Raw genomic sequence first — 22,763 nt, 5'->3', positions numbered from 1 at the left:
CAGACGCTCTAGATCGTATGGGTCAGCCGCCGGACCGGAGGTCACATCCAGCAAATATCTGGCAACAGATTGATCACCGGACAAATTAGCACGTCAAATGGAATTTATGAGGTTGTCGCGTCGCTTTCCGGAGGCTTTGGCGCAATTCTGGGAACCACCGCGAGAATCGCTTTCGCGATCGCTTCGCGGCGCGCGGGACCGTCCTCGGCGCCCAAATCGAGGCAGAAACTGTCGACCACCGCCGACCCCATCGTGACCACTTTGGCCCAGCGGACGTTCGCCCCGCAGCTCGCCAGTTCGGCGGCCAGGCGGCTGAGCAACCCGATCCGGTCCTCGGCGCGCAACTCCAGGATCACTTGCCCCGGCACCGAGGTGTCCAACCAGATCACCCGGGGTGGCGCCTGTGCGTAGCGGGGCCGGCCGATGCCGCTCGCCTCACGCTCGCGTTTGACCAGCGCCGCGGACACATCCAGGTCCCCCGCCGTGGCGCGGATCAGTTCCTGGCGCAGCAACCCCGGGTCCGGCGGGTCGCCGAACTTGGGCGAGACGACGAAAGTGTCCACGGCGAAATCGCCTTCGACGCCCAGTGCGGCCGACAGGACGCGCAGCGAGTGCAACGCGAGCACGCCCGCGGCATCGGAGAGCAGCCCCGGAGTGTCGGGCGCGATGACGGTGACCGTATAGGTGTACTTGCTGTCCCCCGGCTTCAGGTCGACGTGCACCCCACCCGCGTGCGCCTTCTCGACCAGTTCCGGCGCGATGGGCTCCGGCGTCGGAAGCTGATCGCCCGCCATCACCAACCGGCAGCGCCGGACCAGCTCGCCGATCAGCGACGCCTTCCAGTCACCCCATACGCCGGGACCGGTGGCCAGCGAATCCGCCTCGGCCAGCGTGTGCAGCAGTTCCAGCAGCTGGGGATCGCCATCGAGCGCGTCGACCACGAACCGCACCGTCTCGGGGTCGGTCAGATCGCGCCGGGTCGCGGTGTCCGGCAGCAGCAGATGGTGGCGGACGACCGCGCTGAGCGTGCGCACGTCCGAGGGCCACAGGCCCAGCCGCCGGCCGATGTGGGTGGCCAGCTCCGCGCCGACGACGCTGTGATCGCCCGCGCGGCCCTTGCCGATGTCGTGCAGCAGCGCGCCGAGGGCCAGCAGGTCCGGCCGGGCCACCCGGGTGCTGATCGCGCCGGCGTAGGCGACCGTCTCGACGAGGTGACGGTCGACGGTCCAGGTGTGCAGGGCATCGCGCGGGGGCAGGTCGCGCACGGCGCCCCACTCCGGAAGCAGCCTGCCCCACAGGCCGGTCCGGTCCAGCGCCTCGATCGCGTCGATGGCGCCGCGGCCCGCGCCGAGCAGGACCAGCAGGTCGTTGAGGGCGTCTTTGGGCCACGGCTCGCGCAGCTCGGGCGCGTCCTCGGATAGCCGGTTCAAGGTGGTGGCCGACATCGGAAGCCCGGTCTGCGCCGAGGCCGCCGCCACCCGCAGGATCAGTCCGGGGTCGCGCTGCGGGCGCGCGTCGCGGGCGAGCACGACCTCACCGGCATGCTCGACCACACCCTCGTCGAGTGGCCTGCGCACCGGCATACGGCGCAGCCGCGCCAGCCCGCGACGGGGCAGCGCGTTGGCCGCGGTGCGCAACCCGACGTCCACGGAATAGCTCACAGTGCGTGCCGAATCGCTCAGCGTACGAGCCAGATCGAAGCGGTCGCCGATGCGCAGGGCGGCGCCGATCTCGTCGGCGTCCTGCGCCCGCAGCTGGTCGCGGGAGCGGCCGGCGACTCGGTGCAGTTCGGTCCGCACGTCCAGCAGGCGGCGATGTGCCTGCTTCAATCCGCCACCGGGCACGTCCGGCCCGAGCCCGGGCATGGCGTCGGTCAGCTGGGCGATGGCCAGGGCGTCCAGCAGCTGGATGTCGCGCAGGCCGCCGCGCCCGTTCTTCAGATCGGGCTCGGCGCGGTGCGCGATCTCGCCGTTGCGCTCCCACCTGGCCTTGGCCTGGGCGATGAGGTCGTCGAAGCGGGTGCGGATGCCGGTGCGCCACTCCCGGCGCACGCCGCCGATCAGCAGGTTGCTCAAGTCCTGGTCGCCGACGATGTGCCTGGCTTCGAGCATGCCCAGCGCGGCGATGAGATCGTCGGCGGCCACCCGCAGCGCCTGCGGCACCGTGCGCACGCTGTGGTCGAGTTTGATGTGCGCGTCCCACAGCGGGTACCAGAGCTGGTCGGCGACCTCGGCGACCCGGGCGGGATCGACGTCGTCGTGCAGCAGCACCAGATCCAGGTCCGAGTACGGCAGCATCTCGCCGCGGCCGAGACCGCCGACCGCCACCACGGCCAGACCGCTGTCGGCGGTGATGCCCAGTTCGGCGCCCTTGCTGGTGAGCCAGAGTTCGTAGAGGTCGACCAGCGCCTGCCGCAGCGATTCCGCGTCGAGCCGAGGGTTGCGGGGCAGGCCGCCGTCGAGCAGTTGGGTTCGTGCGCGGACCAGGTCGGCCGCGCCATTGGATATCTTGCCGTTGACTTCTCCGGTCACCTTCGGGTCACCGTCGTGCTGGTACTGACTACCCACAACCCACCGCCCATTTTCACGCGTGCGGCCCCGCCCCGACCGGGAGCTCCGGTGGGAGCGGGGCCGCCGCTCTACTCGATATTCGTTACAGCGCGTCGGTGCCGCGTTCGCCGGTGCGCACCCGAATGATCGACTCCACCGGGGTGACCCAGACCTTGCCGTCGCCGATCTTGCCGGTCCGGGACGCCTCCACGATCACCTCGACGACCTTGTCGACGGACGCGTCGTCCACCACGACCTCGACGCGGACCTTCGGCACGAAATCGACCGAGTACTCGGCGCCGCGGTACACCTCGGTGTGCCCCTTCTGGCGGCCGTACCCTTGTACCTCGCTGACGGTCATGCCCAACACGCCCGCCTGCTCGAGCCCGGTCTTGACGTCCTCGAGCGTAAACGGTTTGACGATTGCGGTGATCAGTTTCATGTTCGTCATGCCTCCTTGGCCGAACGTGCCGTGCTACCCAGAGCGGCGAAGTCGTAGGCGGTTTCCGCGTGCTCGGACTCGTCCAAGCCCACCGACTCCTCTTCCTCGCTCACGCGCAGCCCAATGGTGAACTTCACGATATAGGCAATGATCAGCGTCGCGATGAAGGAGAAGGCAAGTACCACACCGGCACCCACCGCTTGACGCCACAGCTGGTCGACGCCGCCGCCGTAGAGCAGACCGGTCTTGGCCGCACCCGCCTCGGGCGCCGCGACGAAACCGACCATCAGGGTGCCGACGATGCCGCCGACCAGGTGCACGCCGACCACGTCGAGCGAGTCGTCGAAGCCGAACTTGAACTTCAGGCCGACCGCGAGGGCGCACAGCGCGCCCGCGACCACGCCGATGGCGAGCGCGCCGAGCACGTTCACCGAGGAACACGACGGGGTGATGGCCACCAGACCGGCCACGATGCCCGAGGCGGCGCCCAGCGAGGTGGGCTTGCCGTCGCGGACCTTCTCCACCAGCAGCCAGGCCAGCATCGCGGCGCAGGTCGCGATGGTGGTGATGATGAACGTCGAACCGGCGAGGCCACCGGAGGTCACCGCGGAACCGGCGTTGAAGCCGAACCAGCCGAACCACAGCAGACCGGCGCCGAGCATGACGAACGGCAGGTTGTGCGGGCGGAACGGCGTCGTCGGCCAGCCCTTGCGCTTGCCGAGCACCAGCACCAGCGCCAGACCGGCCGCACCGGCGTTGATGTGCACTGCCGTGCCGCCGGCGAAGTCGACCGCGAGCAGGTCGTTGGCGATCCAGCCGCCCTCGTGCACGACGTTGCCGTCGGCGTCCTTCACGTCGAAGTCGAACACCCAGTGCGCGACCGGGAAGTAGACCACCGTGGCCCAGATGCCCGTGAACAGCAGCCACGCGCTGAACTTCAGGCGATCGGCGACCGCGCCCGAGATGAGGGCGACCGTGATGATGGCGAACATCAGCTGGAACGCCACGAAGACCGTCGCCGGAATCGTGCCGGCGAGCGGAATGTTCACCGCCTCCGTCGTGACGGCGCCTGCAGCGTCCTTGACCTCGGCGACGGCGTTACCTCCGATCAAGCCCTTCAGGCCGAAGAACTGCGTCGGGTCGCCGATCACACCGAACTTGTTGTCGCCGAACGCCGTCGAGTATCCGTACAGCGACCACAGCACGCCGACCAGACCCATCGCGCTGATGCTCATCATGATCATGTTGAGCACGTTCTTCGATCGGACCATGCCGCCGTAGAAGAATGCCAGGCCCGGGGTCATCAGCAACACCAGCGCCGAGCTCGCCAGCATCCATGCGGTATCACCGGTGTCCGGCGCACCGGTAAGCGGAAATGCCACCTTAATGTCCTCCTCATCTCGGGCCCAGCCGATTCCGGCAAATGGACCTGCACAGAAGGGTCCTCACTCGGTGTTTCATCCGTTGAGCTGTCGTGTTTCACCTATGTGAACGGATGGCGCAGCTGTGTTGCTACCACGTTTCGCGATGTACACCGGATGTTTGCCGGCGCCGTGAGCGGCGTGTCCATGAATTCGGACATTCGTTACCGCCGAGCCGGAGTCGGCAAACATTCGGGGTGTGACCGGCCTCGCATCGATGCGGCAGACGTATGGCCCGCCCAGCCCGCGGCGCGCCGCATACGCGGAAGGCCGCGGACTCAACCGTTTTCGCCGGGATCGGCAGATCAGCCCAACAGCGCGTCCACGAACGCGGCGGGCTCGAACGGCGCCAGGTCGTCGGCGCCCTCACCGAGACCGACCAGCTTCACCGGCACGCCCAACTCGTGCTGGACCTGGAAAACGATGCCGCCCTTGGCGGTCCCGTCCAGCTTGGTGAGCACCACGCCGGTGATGTCGACCACCTCGGCGAACACCCGCGCCTGGGTCAGTCCGTTCTGGCCGACGGTGGCGTCCAGCACCAGCAGGACCTCGTCGACGGCGGCCTTCTTCTCCACGACGCGCTTGACCTTGCCCAGCTCGTCCATCAGGCCGGTCTTGGTGTGCAGCCGGCCCGCGGTGTCGATGAGCACGGCGTCGACACCGCGCTCGACACCCGCGGCCACCGCGTCGAACGCGACGGCGGCCGGGTCGGCGCCTTCCCGGCCGCGGACGGTGTCGGCGCCGACCCGCTCGCCCCAGGTCTGCAGCTGGTCGGCGGCCGCGGCGCGGAAGGTGTCGGCCGCGCCGAGCAGCACCCGGCGGCCGTCGGCGACCAGCACGCGGGCGAGCTTGCCGGTGGTGGTGGTCTTTCCGGTGCCGTTCACGCCGACCACCAGCAGGATGGACGGGTGATCCGGGTGCGGCAGCGCGCGCACCGCGCGGTCCAGCTCCGGGCGCAGCTGCTCGATCAGCACGTCACGCAGAACGGCACGGGCCTGGTCGGTGGTGCGCACGCTGCGCGCCGCCATCTCGGCGCGCAGCCGGGAGACGACCGCGGCCGTGCTTGCGGTGCCGAGGTCGGCCAGGACGAGGGTGTCCTCGACCTCCTCCCACGACTCGTCGTCCAGGTCGCCGCCGCCGAGCAGGCCGAGCAGGCTCTTGCCGACCGCGTTCTGCGAGCGGGACAGGCGTCCGCGCAGGCGGATCAGACGGCCCTCGGTGGGCTCGATCTCCTCCAGCGCCGCGGCGGTCTCCACGCCCGCGGGGGTGTCCGGGGCGACGACTTCGGCCGCGGGGGCGGCGGTATCGGGCACAGCCTCCGGGGCGCCGGGTTCGATGACGGGCGCGGTGGTGTCGGTCACGTCCGCCGGAGTCTCCACCTGGCCGGTCGGCGCGGGCGCCTCGGTCGACGGAGCTTCGGCCTCGGATTCGGCGGGCGCCGCGGCGCCGGACGCGGGGGGCGCTTCGGCGACGTCCGCTTCCGGAAGTGGCACGTTGGTGATGCCGCGCTTGGGCGCGTCGCGCGGGATCGCGGCGTCGTCGCCGATGTGCGGCTGTCCTTCGGTGTCGGTGCGCTCGAGCGGTGGCGGCGCGGTAGCGGTGCCGCCCCGGCTGAAGTTGAATCCGCCGGACGCGGTGTAACCACCGGACCGGTCGGTCACCTCCTTGTCCTGCGCGGGCGGGGTCAGCGACACGCGGCCGCGCTTGTACCGGACGAAACCGGCGACAAGCACCACCAGCAGCAGTGCGGCGACCGCGGCGATCAGGATCCAGACTTCGGGACTCACGCGAACCATCCTTGCAGACCGGTCGTCACGGGCTGGGCCCCGAGCCACACCGAGCGGTCGCGTCGCGCCCCCGCGAGCACGGCAGACGCTCGGCGAACACCGCGCGTCCCGAGCCACGGGCGGGCTTCGGCGGGCACCGACACAACCCCTGAGATTTCTTGTCCTGCGGAACTTCTCGCGAAGTGACAATAGGATCGGCGACGTGACCGATCGAAACGTGCTTGGGGGGCCGCTGGAAGAGTGCGGCACCGATCCTCTCACCGGCTTCTACCGGGACGGCTGCTGCAGTACCGGGCCGGAGGATCTGGGCAGCCACACCGTATGCACCGTCGTCACGGCGGAGTTCCTGGAGCATCAAGCCTCCATCGGCAACGATCTGAGCACGCCGCGTCCGGAGAACAACTTTCCCGGCCTGCAGCCGGGCGACCGCTGGTGCGTCGTGGCGGTGCGGTGGTTGCACGCGCACGAGGACGGTGTCGCCGCGCCCGTCGTCCTGGCCGCCACGCACGAGAACGCCCTCGAAGTGATCTCGATGGACATCCTGCGCAAGTACGCCGTCGACGTGCCGGACGACGTCAGCGACCTGCTCTGACCTGCAGTGCGCGCCGGATCGGCCGCACCGAACCATCGAGCGGCACACTTCACGCCGGTGCTGAAGACCCGACCGCACCGGAATGCCGCGTCAAGGCACCCCCATATCCCGTCGCCGCCCGCGTCGGCCGATGTCCAGCCCAACGCCGAAGCCGCTGACCTCGAGCGAGGCGGGCTCGCGGTCGGCATACGTTCTTTTTCCGGTGGTCTGTGACGGCCGCCTCATCCATCCGTCTCACCGGGAGACCCGCCGACCCGATCGGGTCCATGGCACAGCAGAGACCCAAATGGCACAAATACGCCATTCGGGTGCTAGCGCGCCGCCGCGGCGCGTCGCCGGTGCGCCTTCTGGCGGCACGCCGCCGAGCAGTACGTGGCCCGGCGACCGGTCCGGGCCCGGGGCACCGCCGCGTGGCACACCGGGCAATGCTCGCCACCACTTTCGTTACGGTCCACTGATTCGCTACGGTTTCCTCCGTCCGCGTCCTGTTTCGTTATGCTCGGTCCGCCCGGCCGCGGCCGCAGCGCGTCCAGCACGATCGCGGCGATGCGGTCGAGGCTGCCGCTCGCCTTCTTGAGCTGTTGAATCGCAACGCATCCGGTGAAAATCGCCAGCACGTCCTCGAGCTCGACGTCGGCGCGTACCGCGCCTTCTCGCTGGGCCGCGACCAGCAGGGCCTCCAGCGCGCGGTGAAAACGTTCGCCCGCGCTGCGCACCAGCACACGCGGCCAGCCGTCATCGGATCGGACCATGTCGCACAGTGCCTGATTGCCCGGCGTCGTCGCGATCACCGCACCGCAGAAGTCGAAGAAGGCGGCCCCGGCGTCCGGTGCGCCGAGGTGATCGGCGGCGAGTTCAGCCAACCGATCGATGCGCTGCTGCATAACCGCTTCCAGCAGATCGCCTTTCGTCGGGAAGTGCCGGTAGACGGTGCCCGCGCCGACGCCTGCGCGCCGGGCGACCTCGGCGAGCGACACCGAAACCCCTTGTTCGGCGAAGGCGCGCTGCGCGGCAGCCAGCACCAGAGCGCGATTGCGCCGGGCATCGGCGCGCGCCGCCGTGCCGGGGGCCAACGATGCGGTCATTTCGTTACGGCCTTCCTCGTTCGACGGGTTGAATCGGGTCGAGCCACCCGTATCGTTCGAATCCGGGTTATCCGACCCGATTCTAACGAGCAGAGAAGGCGAAGCATGTCCCCTCAGCACAATCTGATCCTGGTCACCGGAGCCACCGGCAAGCAGGGCGGCGTAACCGCCCGTCGGCTGCTGGCGGACGGCCGGGCGGTGCGCGCGCTGGTCCGCGACGCGCAGTCGCCCGCCGCACAGGAATTGGCCGCGGCGGGCGCGGAACTCGTGATCGGCGACTTCGACTCCCCCGACACCGTGTCCGCGGCGCTGGACGGTGTCACCGGACTGTTCGCGGTCCCACCTGCCGCTTACCGTCCGCACGGCTGGGACGTGGAACTGGAAGCCGTGCGCGGCGAGGCGCTGGTGGACGCGGCACGCCGCGCTGGTGTCGAACAGATCGTGTTCACCGGCATCGCGTCGATGGGCGACAACACCTCATGGGGCGCGACGGGCAAGAAGCGCATCGAAGACGCGATCATCGCCAGTGGTGTCCGGTACACGCTGCTGCGTCCGGTGCGCTTCATGGAGAACTACCTGCTGCGCACCTCGCCGGTCGACGGCATCATCGGCGGCGTGCACCGGCATCTCTTTCCCGCCGCCGGGCCGATGAAGATCATCGCCCTAGCCGACATCGGCGACATCGCCGCTCTCGCGTTCGCCGACCCGGACAGCTTCCACGGCCGCGTCCTCGAACTCGCGGGCGACGCGCTCGCCCCGCCCGCGGCGGCCGAGGCGATCAGCCAAGCCACCGGGCACCACGTCCGCTATCAGGAGGTCACCGAGGCCGAGGCGGATGCGCTCGGCGTGGAGATCGGCAACACCTGGCGGCTGATGCGCCACACCGGCGGCTGGCACGCCGACGTCGACGAGATCCGCGAAATCCATCCCGGCCTGCGAACATTCGACACCTGGCTGGCGGAAACCGGCGCGGCCCAAATCAAAGCGCTACTGGACAGCGAAAAGGTGAGCCCGGCGAGGTAATCCGCGAAACCTCACCCGCTACCCAGCCCGGCGCTCCAGCGGCTCGCCGACCGGCTACAACCGCCTTTCGTGAGATCGGGGGTAGTCGAATGGTGGCCGGCTCGCGCCCTGAAGCCGCCATTTCACTCCCCTCGATGCTCGACTTCTCCAACGCAACCACAGCCGGTTGACTGGGCTGGGACTGCGGGTGCGTGATCGACGGCGGGAGGTAAGCCGGGTACGGCACCCAGCGTGCCCAGCACTGCTCCAGTACACGCATGGAGGGTGGACTCGACTATGGGGCATAGCCAGAGATATCTCTGCCGGAGGCTTCGAGTAATGCCTTGCCTACCACGGTATTCCTCTGGCGGTGCTGGGCGCGTCGGGTGCCGTACCCGGCTTACCTCCCGCAGTCGATCGGAACCCGTCGGCTTCCAGCGTGGTCAACCGGCTGTGGTTGCGTTCGGACCCAGCTGCGGGGCTTTCGTGGGATCGGCGGTAGTCATATGGTGGCTGGCTCCTCCCTTTGGAGCCACCATTGAACTCCCCTCGATACTCGTTATCCAACGCAACCGTGGCCGGTTGAGTGAGCTGGGACTGTGGGTGCGTACGAGACTGCGGGAGGTCAGCCAGGTGCGGCACCCAACGTGCCCGGCACTGCTCCAGTAAGGGCGTCGCGCAAGCACATCCACGAGCACAAGGAGTGGGTCGCGACAGCGAAGGTCGACGATCGGATCTCCGCTGACGCGCCGCTGGTCGATCTGGACTCCGGCACCGTCACGCTCACCGCCCGCCGCGGCTGACCGCGGGTCGGCTCAGCTCGCCGCGCCCACCGGAGCCAGGTTCTCCCCGCGCAGCCGCTGCGAGATCACCTGGGTGATGCCGTCGCCGCGCATGCTGACGCCGTAGAGAGCGTCGGCGATCTCCATTGTCGGCTTCTGGTGGGTGATGACGATCAGCTGGCTCTTCTCCCGCAACTGTTCGAACAGGCCGATCAGGCGGCGCAAGTTGGTGTCGTCCAGTGCGGCCTCGACCTCGTCCATCACGTAGAACGGCGAGGGCCTGGCCCGGAAGATGGCCACCAGCAGCGCGACCGCGGTCAGCGACTTCTCGCCACCGGACAGCAGCGACAGCCGCTTGACCTTCTTCCCCGGCGGGCGGGCCTCCACCTCGATGCCGGTGGTGAGCATGTCCGAGGGGTCGGTGAGCAGCAGCCTGCCCTCGCCGCCGGGGAACAGCTTCGCGAACACCTCGACGAATTCGCGCTCGACGTCGGCGTAGGCCTCGGTGAACACCTGCAGGATGCGGGCGTCGACCTCGGCGACCACGTCCAGGAGGTCCTTGCGCGCGCTCTTGACGTCCTCGAGCTGCGTGGCGAGGAAGTTGTAGCGTTCCTCCAGCGCGGCGAACTCCTCCAGCGCAAGGGGGTTCACCTTGCCGAGGGTGGCGAGGTCCTTCTCGGCACGCTTGGCGCGGCGCTCCTGGGTCTGCCGGTCGAAGGGCATCGGAGCGGGCGGGCTGACCTGTTCGCCGCGTTCGGTGGCCTGCTCGTACTCCTGCAATTCCAGCGCCGAGGGCGGCATCGGCACGTCGGGGCCGTACTCGGCGATCAAATCGTCGAGCGCGATGCCGAACTGCTCGGCGATGGTCGCCTCCAGCTGCTCGATGCGCAGCGCGGCCTGGGCCTTGGCCACCTCGTCGCGGTGCACTGCGTCGGTGAGCTGAGCCAGTTGCGTTCCGAGCGCGCGGACCCGCTCCTTGACGTGCTCGACCTGGGCGGCGCATTCGGAGCGCCTGCGCACCAGCTCGTCGCGGCGGGCGCCCGCCGCGGCGACCACCTTTTCCAGTTCGGCGGCGATCTTCGCACCGGACTCGGCGACCGCCGCGGCCACCTCGGCCGCCTTCTTGCGCGCGGCCTGGGCGCGTTCGGCGCGGGCGCGGGTCTCCCGTTCCGCGCGTGCCGCTCGGCGCAGTGCATCCGCTTTACCGCGGACCGATTCCGCGCGTTCTTCGGCGGTGCGCACGGCGAGCCTGGCTTCGACTTCCATGGCCCGCACCTCCGCCAGCGCTGCCGCCGCCTCCTCCCGCGCGCGACCCGCGGATTCGGTGCCCGCGGCACCCGCGCCGTCGGAGTCGACCTCGGACTGTTCGAGTTCCGCGTGCCGCAGTCGATCTTCCAGTTCGGCGAGCGAGGCGAGCGCGTCCTCCCGGCTCGTCTCCGCGTCGGTGCGCTGAGCCAGCAGGCGCTCGCTGTCGGCGTGCGCGGTGCGGGCGGTCTGGCCGAGCCTGCCGAGCTGCTCGTAGATCGCCACCAGCGCCTGGTCGGATTCGTGCAGGGCGAGCAGCGCCTGATCGACGGCGTCCTTGCGGTCGGCCTGCTCGTCCAGTGCGCCGGACAGCGCGGCCTCGAGTTCCTCGGCGCGCCGCTGCGCCGCGGCCAAGTCGGCGGTGGCCGCATCGATGTCGGCTTGGATCTCCAGCTGGCTCGGCGCGCGATCGGAACCGCCTAGCAGCCAGCCGTTTCCGGCGAGATCACCGTCCCGGGTGACCACGCGGACCTCGGGCCGGGCCGCGACCACCGCCCTGGCGGTGGGCAGATCGTCGACCACGGCGATGTCGGCGGTCAACGCGGCCATCGCGGCGCGCACGCTGTCGGGGCAATCCACCACATCGATCAGCCATCGGGCGTTGCCGGGCAGTGCGCCGAGTGGCGGCCGATCGGCCTCCGCGGTGCCGAATACGACGGCGGCGCGTCCGGCGTCGGCGTCCTTGAGCGCGCTGATCGCCGCGTGCGCGGACTCGTCGGTGTCGGCGGCGATGGCGTCGGCGAGCGGACCCAGCGCGGCCGCGACCGCCGCCTCGTAGCCACCGTGCACGCGCAACAGCGCCGAGAGCGGGCCGAGCAACCCTTGTTCCCGGTGCTCCACCAGCCAGGCCACACCGTCACGCCGGGCCAGGTTCATGCCGAGCGCTTCGATGCGCGCACTCAGCGACGCCACCCGCTTACTCGCGTCACGGTCCTGTTCGCGCAGTTCGGTGACGCGCTGATCGGCCAGTTCCAGCGCCTGCACCGCATGCTCGTGCTGAGCGTCCAAGCCCACCTCGCCCGCGTCCAGTTCGGCGAGCTCGGCCTGCACCGTGTCGAATTCGGCCTGCGCGGCCGCACCGCGATGCCGGGCCTCGGCGATGGCGGCGGAGAGCCTGGCGATCTCCGCGTCCACCGACTGAGCCCTGGCGCGCAGGGTGTCGACCTTGCCGGACAGCCGGGCAAGTCCTTCACGCCGGTCGGCGATCGCCCGCACGGCGGCCAGATGCGCCTGCTCGGCGGCCTTGGCCGCGTGCTCGCGTTCGGCCAGCTGGTCCCTGGCCGCCTCCAGCGTCTCGGCGGCGATCTCGACCGCCTCGCGCAGCTCGGCCTCCTCGGCCTCCACCCGCTCGGCCTCGGCTTCCAGCTGCTCGGGGTCGCGACCGGTGCCGACCGGGACCGCGGTGTCCAGGTGACGCGCGCGGTCGCCCGCGATCCGGATGGTCGCGTTGACCCGCTCGGCCAGCGCGGAGAGCTGGAACCAGATCTGTGCGGCCGCCTCGGCGCTCGGGGTCAGCCGGGACAGCTGGAATTCCTGCTCCGCCAGTGCCGCGCTGGCGGCGTCCAGCTCCGATTGCACGGTGATCTGCTGCTCGCGGGCGTATGCCTCTTTGCTCTGCTGGCTCTCCAGTTCCCGGCGGCGGGTGACCAGGTCGTCCGCGGCCAGGCGAAGCCGGGCGTCGCGCAGATCGGCCTGCACGGTCTGCGCCCTGCGGGCCACCTCGGCCTGCCTGCCCAGCGGTTTGAGCTGGCGGCGCAGCTCGGTGGTGAGGTCGGTCAGGCGCGCCAGGTTGGCCTGCATGGCCTCGAGCTTGCGGACCGCCTTTTCCTTGCGCTTGCGGTGCTTGAGCACACCGGCGGCCTCTTCGATGAACGCGCGGCGGTCCTCCGGGCGCGATTCCAGGATCGCCGACAGCTGGCCCTGGCCGACGATGACATGCATTTCGCGGCCGATGCCGGAGTCGCTGAGCAGTTCCTGCACGTCCATCAGGCGGCAGGAGTTGCCGTTGATCTCGTATTCGCCCGCGCCGTCGCGGAACATCCGCCGGGTGATGGACACCTCGGCGTAGTCGATCGGCAGCGCGCCGTCGGAGTTGTCGATCGTCAACGTGACCTCGGCACGGCCGAGCGGGGCGCGTCCCGCGGTGCCCGCGAAGATCACGTCCTGCATCTTGCCGCCCCGCAGCGCCTTCGCGCCCTGCTCGCCCATGACCCAGGTGAGCGCGTCGACGACGTTCGATTTGCCCGATCCGTTCGGACCGACCACACACGTGATGCCCGGCTCCAACCGCAGCGTCGTCGCGGACGCGAAGGACTTGAAGCCCTTCAACGTCAGGCTCTTCAAGTGCAAATTCGACGACCTTTCCGTATTCCACCCGCCCCGCGACCTGCCCGTGCTCGGCAGCGCTTCGGCGACCAGTCATCGTATTCCGTCGCGTGCCGGAGCTTCCCTGGGCCCGCGTGCGGCCGAGCAGCGGTTCGGCACTCCCAGTAGGTTATCGACTCGCCCGTGGATTCCGCGCATTGCGATGTGCCCCAGGTTTGCCGGTACTGCCTGTATCGCTGTCTACCGCGCTCGATCGTCCCGCGCAACGCGAGCATGACATATCACCGGGCCGTCCCGCCGCGGCGCGGAAAGGACCCGACGCGGTGGGGCGACCTGCCGCACATCCGACCGGCCGCACCGCACCGACGCCGAGCAGTCTCGAACTGGCACTGACGCCGCGCCGCCCCGCCACATACGATCCCTCTGATTCGCCAGCGGCACGTTCTGGAGCGCACCACCATGTCTGCCCCCTCAGCAGGGTCTCCCACGGCGTTCCGCCTTGCCCGCATCACGGCGCTCGTGCTGGGCAGCCTGGTGTTTCTCCATGCTTGCGGGCGCAGCGAGAGCGCGGTGCTCAGCGACGTGTGGGGGGAAGTCGTCGTCGCGGCCGCGTTCGCCGCGGCGGCGCTGGGCGCGGCATGGTTCGAAATCAAGCTGAGGGCGCAGGAGCGGGAGAGCGACGACGCGCGTCCCGGCGCCGAGAACGGGTGGGATGACGACGCGGAGCAGGCCGCGGCTCCCATTCGTGGGAATTTTTCCGGGCGAGGCCGCCGATCCGGAGACGAGGAGTACCCGGAATACGAGCCGGGTGAGCGCACCGGTCGCACGGCGCGTCCGGTGCCCATGGCGCCGCTCGGAGCGGACGATCAGTCGGAACCCGCCGAATACTCCGCGCGTTCCGACCTCGTCGCCGGGATAGCGCGGACATTGCGGATCGGCCGCCCTGGCGCTGAGGACGAGCGGCCGCTGCTGTCCACCTGGAACGCCGTGACGAAGTGGGCGCGGCGCGGCGATCCCGGCGCGGACGCCGACCTCGACGATCTCGACGACCACGACGAAATCGAGCAGATCACGCGCACCGAAACGGGTGAACTCCTCGTCGAGTCGAGCAGGCGGACGGTCCGCGTCAAGATCGCCCGCTCCGGTGACCTCGTGGTGCACGGCCGCGCGATCGTCGGTCCGCATCCGCGGTCGGAATGGAGGTGGACATTCCAACCCGACGCGTTCCCCGGCATCCGCGCCGCGCTCGGCGACCGGTCCGGTGATCTGCTGGACCTGCTCGAGGAAACCATTCCGTGGCTGGACGCCGGTGCCCGCGACGACCCGGGCGCATGGCTGCGAGCCCACGACATTCCCGCGACCTATCGCGAGAAGGGCGTCAGCGCCTCCCAGGTCACCCGGGAACTTCCCGTACTCCGGCCCGGTCCTCCGCCGCGGCCGGACAAGCCGCATCGGCAATCGTCGGAAGACGCACCCCGCACCAGACACCCGCACACGACATCCGCGGAAACGGCAGACGTCCGCGATGCCCATTTCCCCGCCCGCCGGGAAAGACCTTCGGCCGCCGCCCGAGCCGCCGAGCCCCTACCGTCCCGCCGGGAAAGCCGCTCGCCACGCGAGAGCGCCGCCGATCCGCGGTCCTCGTCCCGCCGCGCCGACGTCGATCGGCCATCCGCCGCCCGACCCACGGAGCAACGGAAGCCGCGGTCCGGCGACGACGGACCGTCCCGCTCGGCGCGCCGCCACCGTGACAACCCCGATCCGGACCGGCACAGTGGCCCGTTTCCGCGAACCGCCGCGGAAGACCCCCGCCTACCCGTGCGTCCCACCCCCGGGCGTCCCGAGCTGCCACGACGCCGACGTCAGGAACCCTCCGGCGAACCGCCCGCCGACCAGCGGTACGCCGGGCACCACACCCCGCGGCCGAGTCCGGATCCACAATCCGATTACGAGGCCGACGCGCACCCATCGTCGCGAGAATCCGGCCGCCAGCGAAACCCTTACGCTGCTCCAGACTTCGATGCGCGGCCGGGGCGACGCGCGCAGCCTGAGCGCCCACGTCGCGACCAGGCCGCCGAACCACACCACGACCAGCCTCCACCGCGCCGCCGCAACGGCGAACAGCGGTCACGGCGCGATCACCCCTCCCCGTCGCACGAGTCGCCCTCGCGGCGCGGGTGGTAAGCACCCGAAATCGGCGCCGCCACCAGGTGATCCGATGGCAGCGCCGACACACTCAGCCCGGCGCCCACGTCACGGCCGATTCGAACCAGCCTGACCAAGCCGCCGACCGACACCACGACCAAACTCTGCCCGAGCACCTCGCTGCGTCGAGCAATGCTCGCGGCGGGATCAGCCGGATCGACCGCGCGGCGCCCTGGTAGCACAGAAAACGGCGCCGCCACCGGATGATCCGATTGACGGCGCCGATCCGGCCGCTGGCCGAAAACGAGGGCTACCTGCCCGAGCCGTTCACCATCGCGGACTACCGCAAGCGCATGTCGTGGTTCGACATCAGTGGTGGCGCCGTGGTCAGCGGGTCGTTCCAGGGCACGGATCAGAGCTACCTGAAGGCCGCCCTCGCCGAACTCGGCGAGGGCTGGGTCGGCGTCACCCGCCTCGACCTGGACGCCACCGACGGGGAGATCATCGAGCTGGACCGCATCGGCGTGCGCGCGCTGCGGTTCAGCGCGCGCGACGGCCGCAACGACCGCTCTCGAAGCCGGTCAGCACGCGGAACGCGAGTACGGCGCCCCACGGGCCGATCACCCAGATCGGCCAGAAGTACGTGACGGCGCCGACGCCGAGCGAGATCGCGGCCCAGATCGCCAGCACGAGCACGCTGACGCCGAGCCACGTGCCGCCCTCGATGCGCTGCCAGATCGGGATGCGCGGCCGCGGGGTGGCCGGTTCGGCGGCGTCCTTGCCGAGTTCGGGCAGATCGGACAGCACCAGTCGCAGGTCGTCGCGGGTGGTGGTGGCGTACACCTGGGCGACGCGCTGGTCGTACTCGGCCGCATCGATCCGCCCGTCCGCCATATGCCTGCCGAGCAGGCGAACCACGGTGTCGCGTTCGGCATTCGAGGCGCGGGTAGCGGTGGAGATGTCCATGCCTGGTCCTATCGACGATTCCATGCTCCATAGTGGAATGTTGGCTCTAGCATAACCCTCCAAAGTGGAATGTCAACTCTTCGTGCTTCTCCGCCCGAATAGCGGGACTCGCACGGCCCGGCGATAGCGTTCGGGGCATCGGGTACAGGAGTATGGACAGGTGTTCAGCTCGCGGGCCCGCCGAGCGGCCGGACCGCGTCATCGGTGAATTCCTTCAGGAGGCACAGATGTCGGAAACCGTGCGTGGAGTCGTGGCCCGGAGCAAAGGCGCGCCGGTCGAGCTCGTCGACGTGGTGATTCCCGATCCGGGACCGCACGATGTGGTGGTGCGGGTGCAGGCCTGCGGGGTGTGCCACACCGACTCGCACTACCGCGAAGGCGGGATCACCGACGACTTCCCATTCCTGCTCGGCCACGAGGCGGCTGGCGTGGTGGAAACCGTTGGCGCCGCGGTCACCCACGTAACCCAGGGTGACTATGTGATCCTCAATTGGCGTGCCGTCTGCGGCGAGTGCCGGGCATGCAAACGCGGCCGTCCCTGGCACTGCTTCGCCAGCCATAACGCGAGCAAGAAGATGACGCTCACCGACGGCACCGAACTGACCCCCGCCCTCGGTATCGGCGCGTTCGTGGACAAGACCCTGGTACACGAAGGCCAGTGCACCGAGATCGACCCGGAAGCCGACCCGGCGGTGGCGGGGCTGCTCGGCTGCGGCGTGATGGCGGGACTGGGTGCGGCGATGCACACCGGCAACGTCTCGCCCGGTGACTCCGTCGCGGTGATCGGCTGCGGCGGCGTCGGGGACGCGGCGATCGCCGGTGCGCGCCTGGCCGGAGCCAAGACCATCATCGCGATCGACCGGGACGCCCGGAAGCTGTCCTGGGCCGATGAATTCGGCGCCACCCACGCGGTCGACGCGACCACCGAGGACGTGGTGGAGAAGATCCAGGAGTACACCGGCGGCTGGGGCGCCGACGTCGTCATCGACGCGGTCGGCCGGCCGGAGACCTGGAAGCAGGCGTTCTACGGCCGCGACCTGGCGGGCACGGTCGTCCTCGTCGGCGTGCCGACCCCGGACATGGTGATCGAGATGCCGCTGCTGGACCTGTTCTCCCGCGGCGGCGCGCTGAAATCCTCCTGGTACGGCGACTGTTTGCCGGAACGCGACTTCCCGGCCCTGATCGACCTGTACCGTCAGGGCCGCCTGCCGCTGGACCGCTTCGTCACCGAACGGATCGGACTCGACGAGGTGGAGCAGGCATTCGGCAAAATGCGCACCGGCGACGTGCTGCGCTCGGTGGTGGTCTGGTGAGCGCCCGCATCACGGATGGATCCGCCCTGGGCCGGACGCGTCGGCGCGCCCGGCGGCAGGGAGGCGATCAGCCGCGGTACGGATAGCGGTGGTCCAACTCCAGGTTCAGCTGAAGAACATTCACCCGCGGCTCGCCGAGGAACCGCAGCGTCCGCCCGCTGATGTGCTCGTCCACCAGAGCGCGCACCTGTTCCTCGGAAACGCCGCGCGCCTTCGCGACACGAGCCACCTGGATGGCCGCATACTCCGGGGAGATGTGCGGATCCAGCCCGCTGCCGCTCGCGGTGACGGCGTCGGCGGGCACCGCCGGGTCGGCGGGGGCATCGCCATGGATCGGCACGATGCGGCCGACCGAGTAGTCCCGGCCGGGTTCGGCGCATTCGACCCGCACGCCGCGGTAAGTGTGCAGGAACGGCTGCGCCGGGCATGCCTCGTTCACGCTGACGACCTGCACGGGACGTGACACGTCTCCGTCGGCGTCACGTGGGCCGATCACCGAAAGCACCGCGCCCACACCGTCTTTCGTGCAGAACGGACGGCTGCCGTCGACGCCCTCACGGTCGCCGACCTCCTTGCTCCGGGTGCACACCTGGGTCAGCAGACTCTTGCGCGAGGCGGTGTCGACGATGTCCTCCGGGCCGAGGTTGCTCGCCGCGGTGGACAGCGGGTCGTACCCGTCGCCGGCGGCGGACGGACGGCTCTGGAAGTACTGCATCAGAGCGGCGCCGTCGGCGTCGGTGAACGACTGCCCGATCAGGCTCGAACCCACGGTCGTCGCGTTGGCGTCGAGCAGCGAACCGTCCGCCTTCTCACGCAGGCCCGGCAGCTGCGCGACCGCGAAAACGGCCAGCGGATAGACGATTCCGGTGATCGCCGTGAGCACGAGCAGCGCGCGCAGTGCGGCGACATGTTGCCGGAGCAAGGTCGAGAAGCGCATGTCAGGACATCCCAGGGAGGAATTGGACGACGAGGTCGATGAGTTTGATGCCGAGGAACGGCGCGATGATGCCGCCGAGCCCGTACAGAGTCAGATTGCGGGTCAACAGCTTCGAGGCGTTCGACGGCCGGTAGCGCACGCCGCGCAGCGCCAGCGGGATCAGCGCGACGATGACGACGGCGTTGAAGATCACCGCGGACAGGATGGCCGACTGCGGGCTGGCCAGGCGCATGACGTTGAGCAGGTCGAGGCCGGGAAACAGCGTCACGAACAGCGCGGGAATGATCGCGAAGTACTTGGCGATGTCGTTGGCGATGGAGAACGTGGTGAGCGCGCCGCGGGTGATGAGCAACTGCTTGCCGATCTCCACGATCTCGATCAACTTGGTCGGATCGGAGTCCAGATCGACCATGTTGCCCGCTTCCTTGGCCGCCGAGGTGCCGGTGTTCATCGCTACGCCCACGTCGGCCTGGGCCAGGGCGGGCGCGTCGTTGGTGCCGTCGCCGGTCATCGCGACGAGGCGTCCACCGTCCTGCTCTTTCTTGATCAGCGCCAGCTTGTCTTCCGGCGTGGCTTCGGCCAGGAAGTCATCGACGCCTGCTTCGTCTGCGATCGCCTTGGCCGTCAACGGATTGTCCCCGGTGATCATCACCGTGCGGATGCCCATCCGGCGCATCTCGTCGAACCGCTCCCGCATGCCCTGCTTCACCACGTCCTTCAGGTGGATCACGCCGAGCACTCGGGCCGTGCCGTCGGCGACCCGGCCGACGACCAGCGGCGTGCCGCCCGCGGCGGAGATGCCGTCGACGGTCGCGCCGAGTTCGTCGGGCACCGCACCGCCCTCGGCGCGCACCCATTCGGTGACCGCGCTCGCGGCGCCCTTGCGCAGCTGGCGGCCGTCCAGGTCGACGCCGGACATCCGGGTCTGCGCGGTGAACTCGACCCAGTGCGCGTGGGTCAGCTCGCCCGGCGTCCGCTCACGCAAACCGTACGCCTCCTTGGCGTACACGACGATGGATCGGCCCTCCGGCGTCTCGTCGGCCAAGCTGGAAAGCTGTGCGGCATCGGCCAATTCGTCCTCGCTCACGCCGGGCATCGGGACGAAGTCCGCGGCCTGGCGGTTGCCGAGGGTGATGGTGCCGGTCTTGTCCAGCAGCAGCGTGTTCACATCGCCAGCGGCCTCGACGGCACGGCCGGACATGGCGAGCACGTTGCGTTGCACGAGGCGGTCCATGCCCGCGATGCCGATGGCCGACAGCAGCGCGCCGATGGTTGTGGGGATCAGGCACACCAGCAGTGAGACCAGCACGATGCCGGTGACGCCGTGCACATCCAACGCCGAACTGTCCGGCACGCCAGGGTTGTTCGCCTTGCTGAAGATAGCCAGCGGCTGCAGTGTCGCGACGGCGAAGACGAAGATGATGGTCAGCGCCGCCAGCAGGATGTTCAGCGCGATCTCGTTCGGTGTCTTCTGCCTGCTCGCGCCCTCGACCAAGGCGATCATCTTGTCGATGAAGCTGCGGCCCGGCTCCTGGGTGATCCGCACGACGATCCGGTCCGACAGCACGGTGGTGCCGCCGGTGACCGCGGAACGGTCGCCGCCGGATTCCCGGATCACGGGAGCGGACTCGCCGGTGATGGCCGACTCGTCCACCGAGGCGATGCCCTCCACCACATCGCCGTCGCCCGGGATCACTTCACCCGCTTCGACCACCACGTGATCGCCGGGTCGCAATTCCGGTGCGGCGACCCGCTCTTCGACAACCCGGGCGCCCGGCGACCAGTCCACCAGCCGCCGCGCGACGGTATCGGCCTTGGCCTTGCGCAGCGTGTCGGCCTGCGCCTTGCCCCGGCCCTCGGCGACGGCCTCGGCCAGGTTCGCGAAGATCACCGTGAGCCACAGCCACACGACGATCGCCCAGGCGAAGAAGCTCGGATCCGCCAGCGCCAGGATGGTCGCCCACACCGCGCCCAGCTCGACGATCAGCATCACGGGGTTGCGCCACAGGGTGCGCGGATCGAGCTTGCGCACCGCGTCCGGCAACGAGGTCAGCAGCATCTTGGGGTCGAGGACTCCGCCTTGGGTGCCCTTGCCCCGACGCGGCCGCTGGGATTCGGAGTCCGCGGAGACGTTCTTCTCGATGACGGGACTGGACATGTCAGTGGATTCCTTCGGCGAGCGGCCCGAGCGCGAGCGCGGGCAGGAAGGTGAGCGCGACCAGGATCACCGTCACACCGACGACCATGCCGACGAACTGCGGCCGGTGCGTCGGCAAGGTGCCGATCGACTCGGGAGTGCTGCCCTGTCGCGCCAGCGAACCGGCCAGCGCAAGCACGACGATGATCGGCAGGAAGCGGCCGAACACCATGGCGAGGCCGAGCGCGGTGTTGTACCACTCGGTGTTGCCGGTCAGGCCCGCGAACGCCGAGCCATTGTTGTTGGCCGCCGAGGTGAACGCGTACAGCACCTCCGACAGGCCGTGCGGCCCGGAGTTCAGCATGCTCGCCCGTTGCCCGGGCAGCGCCATCGCCGCGGCCGTGCCCACCAGGACGATCAGCGGGCTGATCAGGAAATACGAGGCGGCGAGCTTGATTTCGCGCGGCGTGATCTTCTTGCCGAGGTACTCGGGTGTGCGCCCGACCATCAGGCCCGCCACGAACACGGTGATCACCGCCAGGATCAGCATGCCGTACAGGCCCGACCCCACACCGCCCGGCGCGACCTCGCCCAGCTGCATGTCGAACATGGTCATCAGGCCACCGAGGCTGGTGTAGGAGTCGTGGAACGAGTCGACGGCGCCGGTCGAGGTCAGCGTGGTGGAGGCGGCGAAGGTGGCCGAATTCGGCACGCCGAATCGCTGTTCCACGCCCTCCATCGAGGCGCCGATCGCGGTCGGCACGGTCCCGTGGTGCTGGAGCTGGAACAGATTGGTCAGTGTCACGCTGATCAGTGCGATCGTCCCCATCACCGCGACGATCGCGTAGCCCTGCTTGCGACTGCCCACCATCCGACCGAAGGTGCGCGGCAGCGAGAAGCTGATCACGAGCAGCAGGAAGATCTCCAGCCAGTTGGTCCAGCTGGTCGGGTTCTCGAACGGGTGCGCGGAGTTGGCGTTGTAGAAGCCGCCGCCGTTGGTGCCCAGTTCCTTGATCACCTCTTGGCTGGCGACCGGTCCGCCGGTAATGGTCTGCTCGGCACCCGTGAGGCTCTGCGCCACCTGGTCGTGCAGGTGGAAGTTCTGGATCACGCCGCCCGCGACCAGCACGATCGCGAACACGAACGCGATCGGCAGCAAGATGCGCAACGTGCCGCGCACCAGGTCGACCCAGAAGTTGCCGAGGTCGCCGGTGTGCCTGCGGGCGAATCCGCGCACCAGCGCCACCGCCACCGCCATGCCGACCGCCGCGGAGACGAAGTTCTGCACCGCGAGCCCGGCCATCTGCACCAGGTGCCCTTGGGTCGATTCACCGGAGTAGTTCTGCCAGTTGGTGTTCGTCACGAAGCTGACGGCGGTGTTCCAGGCCAGCGCGGGCGTCATCTCGGTGGCCGGATCGTTCAGGTGCAGCGGGAGTTCGCCCTGCACCAGCTGGAAGAAGAACAGAAACAGGATGCCGATCGCCGAGAAGGCCAGCACGCTGCGGGCGTACACCGGCCAGGTTTGCTCGACCTCGGGCTGTGCGCCGATCGCGCGATACACCAAGCGCTCGACGCGAGAATGCTTGCGGCCGTTGTAGACCCGGTACATATAGTCGCCCAGCGGTACGTGTACCAGCGCGAGCGCCAGAATCAGGGATGCCACGAAGGCGATCCCCGCGGTTGTCGTGCTCACTCAGAACCTCTCGGGGAACAGCAACGCGGCGACCAGGTAGACCGCGATGCCGACAGCGAGAACCAGACCGACCAGGTTCGCGGTCACAGCTTCTCCACCCCGCGCTGGACCAGCCCCAACAGCGCGAACACCACGATGGTGAGCGCCGTGAACACGACGACCGACATGACTCGTCAACCTCCATCCGCGCGCCGATGCTTCGGCACATCAGAGCGAGTGAAGCGCCCGGACGACGGTCCCGACCGCTTCCTGACGACTTCTTGACGCCCCTGCGCCCGGCAT

At 69.4% G+C, this 22,763-nt stretch carries 16 protein-coding genes and 1 pseudogene; 6 read left to right on the top strand and 11 right to left on the bottom strand.

Annotation, left to right across the window (positions count from 1 at the left end; genetic code table 11):
• Positions 1-104: 104 nt before the first annotated feature.
• The 4 genes from ACWPXK_RS11755 to ftsY all read right to left on the bottom strand — a co-directional run bounded on the left by ACWPXK_RS11755 (position 105) and on the right by ftsY (position 6,208).
• Positions 105-2,531, bottom strand: a complete 2,427-nt coding sequence (locus ACWPXK_RS11755; RefSeq protein WP_454196428.1) for a [protein-PII] uridylyltransferase — start codon at positions 2,529-2,531, stop codon at positions 105-107.
• A gap of 121 nt (positions 2,532-2,652) precedes the next feature.
• The gene (locus ACWPXK_RS11750) at positions 2,653-2,991 is read right to left on the bottom strand and encodes a P-II family nitrogen regulator (protein WP_040780799.1); all 339 of its coding nucleotides are present in this window, start codon (positions 2,989-2,991) and stop codon (positions 2,653-2,655) included.
• Positions 2,992-2,996: 5 nt separating this feature from the next.
• On the bottom strand, positions 2,997-4,325 hold the full coding sequence (locus ACWPXK_RS11745) for an ammonium transporter (protein ID WP_454196427.1): 1,329 nt from the start codon (positions 4,323-4,325) through the stop codon (positions 2,997-2,999).
• Between the two features lie 392 nt (positions 4,326-4,717).
• Complete coding sequence (ftsY, locus tag ACWPXK_RS11740) at positions 4,718-6,208, bottom strand: signal recognition particle-docking protein FtsY (RefSeq protein ID WP_454196082.1); 1,491 nt, start codon at positions 6,206-6,208, stop codon at positions 4,718-4,720.
• Between the two features lie 193 nt (positions 6,209-6,401).
• Here ftsY and ACWPXK_RS11735 point away from each other — a divergent pair, with 193 nt between their 5' ends.
• Complete coding sequence (locus ACWPXK_RS11735; RefSeq protein ID WP_019048221.1) at positions 6,402-6,791, top strand: DUF2237 family protein; 390 nt, start codon at positions 6,402-6,404, stop codon at positions 6,789-6,791.
• 311 nt (positions 6,792-7,102) lie between these two features.
• Here ACWPXK_RS11735 and ACWPXK_RS11730 read toward each other — a convergent pair whose 3' ends face one another.
• Complete coding sequence (locus ACWPXK_RS11730) at positions 7,103-7,876, bottom strand: SbtR family transcriptional regulator (protein ID WP_454196081.1); 774 nt, start codon at positions 7,874-7,876, stop codon at positions 7,103-7,105.
• Positions 7,877-7,981: 105 nt separating this feature from the next.
• Between ACWPXK_RS11730 and ACWPXK_RS11725 the strand changes: the two genes are divergently transcribed.
• Both ACWPXK_RS11725 and ACWPXK_RS11720 read left to right on the top strand, forming a co-directional pair.
• Positions 7,982-8,899: an NmrA family NAD(P)-binding protein gene (locus tag ACWPXK_RS11725; RefSeq protein WP_454196080.1), complete on the top strand. Its 918-nt coding sequence runs from the start codon at positions 7,982-7,984 to the stop codon at positions 8,897-8,899.
• A gap of 626 nt (positions 8,900-9,525) precedes the next feature.
• A complete protein-coding gene (locus tag ACWPXK_RS11720; protein ID WP_454196079.1) occupies positions 9,526-9,681 on the top strand; it encodes a hypothetical protein in 156 nt (51 codons plus the stop codon).
• A gap of 12 nt (positions 9,682-9,693) precedes the next feature.
• On the opposite strand, the gene smc is transcribed toward ACWPXK_RS11720, so the two are convergent.
• Positions 9,694-13,314: a chromosome segregation protein SMC gene (smc, locus tag ACWPXK_RS11715; protein WP_454196078.1), complete on the bottom strand. Its 3,621-nt coding sequence runs from the start codon at positions 13,312-13,314 to the stop codon at positions 9,694-9,696.
• Positions 13,315-13,749: 435 nt separating this feature from the next.
• On the opposite strand from smc, the gene ACWPXK_RS11710 reads away from it, so the two are divergent.
• Together ACWPXK_RS11710 and ACWPXK_RS11705 are read left to right on the top strand one after the other, a co-directional pair.
• On the top strand, positions 13,750-15,474 hold the full coding sequence (locus ACWPXK_RS11710) for a hypothetical protein (protein WP_454196077.1): 1,725 nt from the start codon (positions 13,750-13,752) through the stop codon (positions 15,472-15,474).
• Between the two features lie 224 nt (positions 15,475-15,698).
• Positions 15,699-16,001 (top strand): annotated as a pseudogene (locus ACWPXK_RS11705) (amidohydrolase family protein); the annotation flags it as partial.
• Here the strand turns inward: ACWPXK_RS11705 and ACWPXK_RS11700 are convergent.
• A complete protein-coding gene (locus ACWPXK_RS11700) occupies positions 15,976-16,401 on the bottom strand; it encodes a DUF1707 SHOCT-like domain-containing protein (protein WP_454196076.1) in 426 nt (141 codons plus the stop codon). The pseudogene ACWPXK_RS11705 and the gene ACWPXK_RS11700 sit on opposite strands and share 26 nt — an antisense overlap.
• Before the next feature lie 227 nt (positions 16,402-16,628).
• Here ACWPXK_RS11700 and ACWPXK_RS11695 point away from each other — a divergent pair, with 227 nt between their 5' ends.
• On the top strand, positions 16,629-17,714 hold the full coding sequence (locus tag ACWPXK_RS11695; RefSeq protein WP_454196075.1) for an S-(hydroxymethyl)mycothiol dehydrogenase: 1,086 nt from the start codon (positions 16,629-16,631) through the stop codon (positions 17,712-17,714).
• Between the two features lie 67 nt (positions 17,715-17,781).
• Here ACWPXK_RS11695 and ACWPXK_RS11690 read toward each other — a convergent pair whose 3' ends face one another.
• From ACWPXK_RS11690 to kdpF, 4 genes are read right to left on the bottom strand one after another with little or no spacing between them, the layout of a single operon-like run.
• On the bottom strand, positions 17,782-18,651 hold the full coding sequence (locus ACWPXK_RS11690; protein ID WP_454196074.1) for a potassium-transporting ATPase subunit C: 870 nt from the start codon (positions 18,649-18,651) through the stop codon (positions 17,782-17,784).
• A gap of 1 nt (position 18,652) precedes the next feature.
• Positions 18,653-20,809, bottom strand: a complete 2,157-nt coding sequence (gene kdpB, locus ACWPXK_RS11685) for a potassium-transporting ATPase subunit KdpB (RefSeq protein WP_454196073.1) — start codon at positions 20,807-20,809, stop codon at positions 18,653-18,655.
• A 1-nt stretch (position 20,810) separates the two neighbouring features.
• The gene (kdpA, locus tag ACWPXK_RS11680; RefSeq protein WP_454196072.1) at positions 20,811-22,481 is read right to left on the bottom strand and encodes a potassium-transporting ATPase subunit KdpA; all 1,671 of its coding nucleotides are present in this window, start codon (positions 22,479-22,481) and stop codon (positions 20,811-20,813) included.
• Positions 22,482-22,568, bottom strand: a complete 87-nt coding sequence (gene kdpF, locus ACWPXK_RS11675) for a K(+)-transporting ATPase subunit F (protein WP_454196426.1) — start codon at positions 22,566-22,568, stop codon at positions 22,482-22,484. It abuts the gene before it with no gap.
• Positions 22,569-22,763 lie beyond the last annotated feature (195 nt).

The sequence above is a fragment of the Nocardia sp. Marseille-Q1738 genome (assembly GCF_965283145.1).
This window is presented reverse-complemented; position numbering and strand designations above follow the sequence as displayed.

Excerpts from the sequence above, each read along its gene's own strand:
- ACWPXK_RS11730 (WP_454196081.1), bottom strand. The coding sequence starts at position 7,876 with ATGACCGCATCGTTGGCCCCCGGCACGGCGGCGCGCGCCGATGCCCGG.
- ACWPXK_RS11745 (WP_454196427.1), bottom strand. The coding sequence starts at position 4,325 with ATGCTGGCGAGCTCGGCGCTGGTGTTGCTGATGACCCCGGGCCTGGCA.
- ACWPXK_RS11710 (WP_454196077.1), top strand. The coding sequence starts at position 13,750 with ATGTCTGCCCCCTCAGCAGGGTCTCCCACGGCGTTCCGCCTTGCCCGC.
- ACWPXK_RS11725 (WP_454196080.1), top strand. The coding sequence starts at position 7,982 with ATGTCCCCTCAGCACAATCTGATCCTGGTCACCGGAGCCACCGGCAAG.
- ACWPXK_RS11700 (WP_454196076.1), bottom strand. The coding sequence starts at position 16,401 with ATGGACATCTCCACCGCTACCCGCGCCTCGAATGCCGAACGCGACACC.
- ftsY (WP_454196082.1), bottom strand. The coding sequence starts at position 6,208 with ATGGTTCGCGTGAGTCCCGAAGTCTGGATCCTGATCGCCGCGGTCGCC.
- kdpB (WP_454196073.1), bottom strand. The coding sequence starts at position 20,809 with ATGTCCAGTCCCGTCATCGAGAAGAACGTCTCCGCGGACTCCGAATCC.
- ACWPXK_RS11690 (WP_454196074.1), bottom strand. The coding sequence starts at position 18,651 with ATGCGCTTCTCGACCTTGCTCCGGCAACATGTCGCCGCACTGCGCGCG.
- ACWPXK_RS11750 (WP_040780799.1), bottom strand. The coding sequence starts at position 2,991 with ATGAAACTGATCACCGCAATCGTCAAACCGTTTACGCTCGAGGACGTC.
- ACWPXK_RS11695 (WP_454196075.1), top strand. The coding sequence starts at position 16,629 with ATGTCGGAAACCGTGCGTGGAGTCGTGGCCCGGAGCAAAGGCGCGCCG.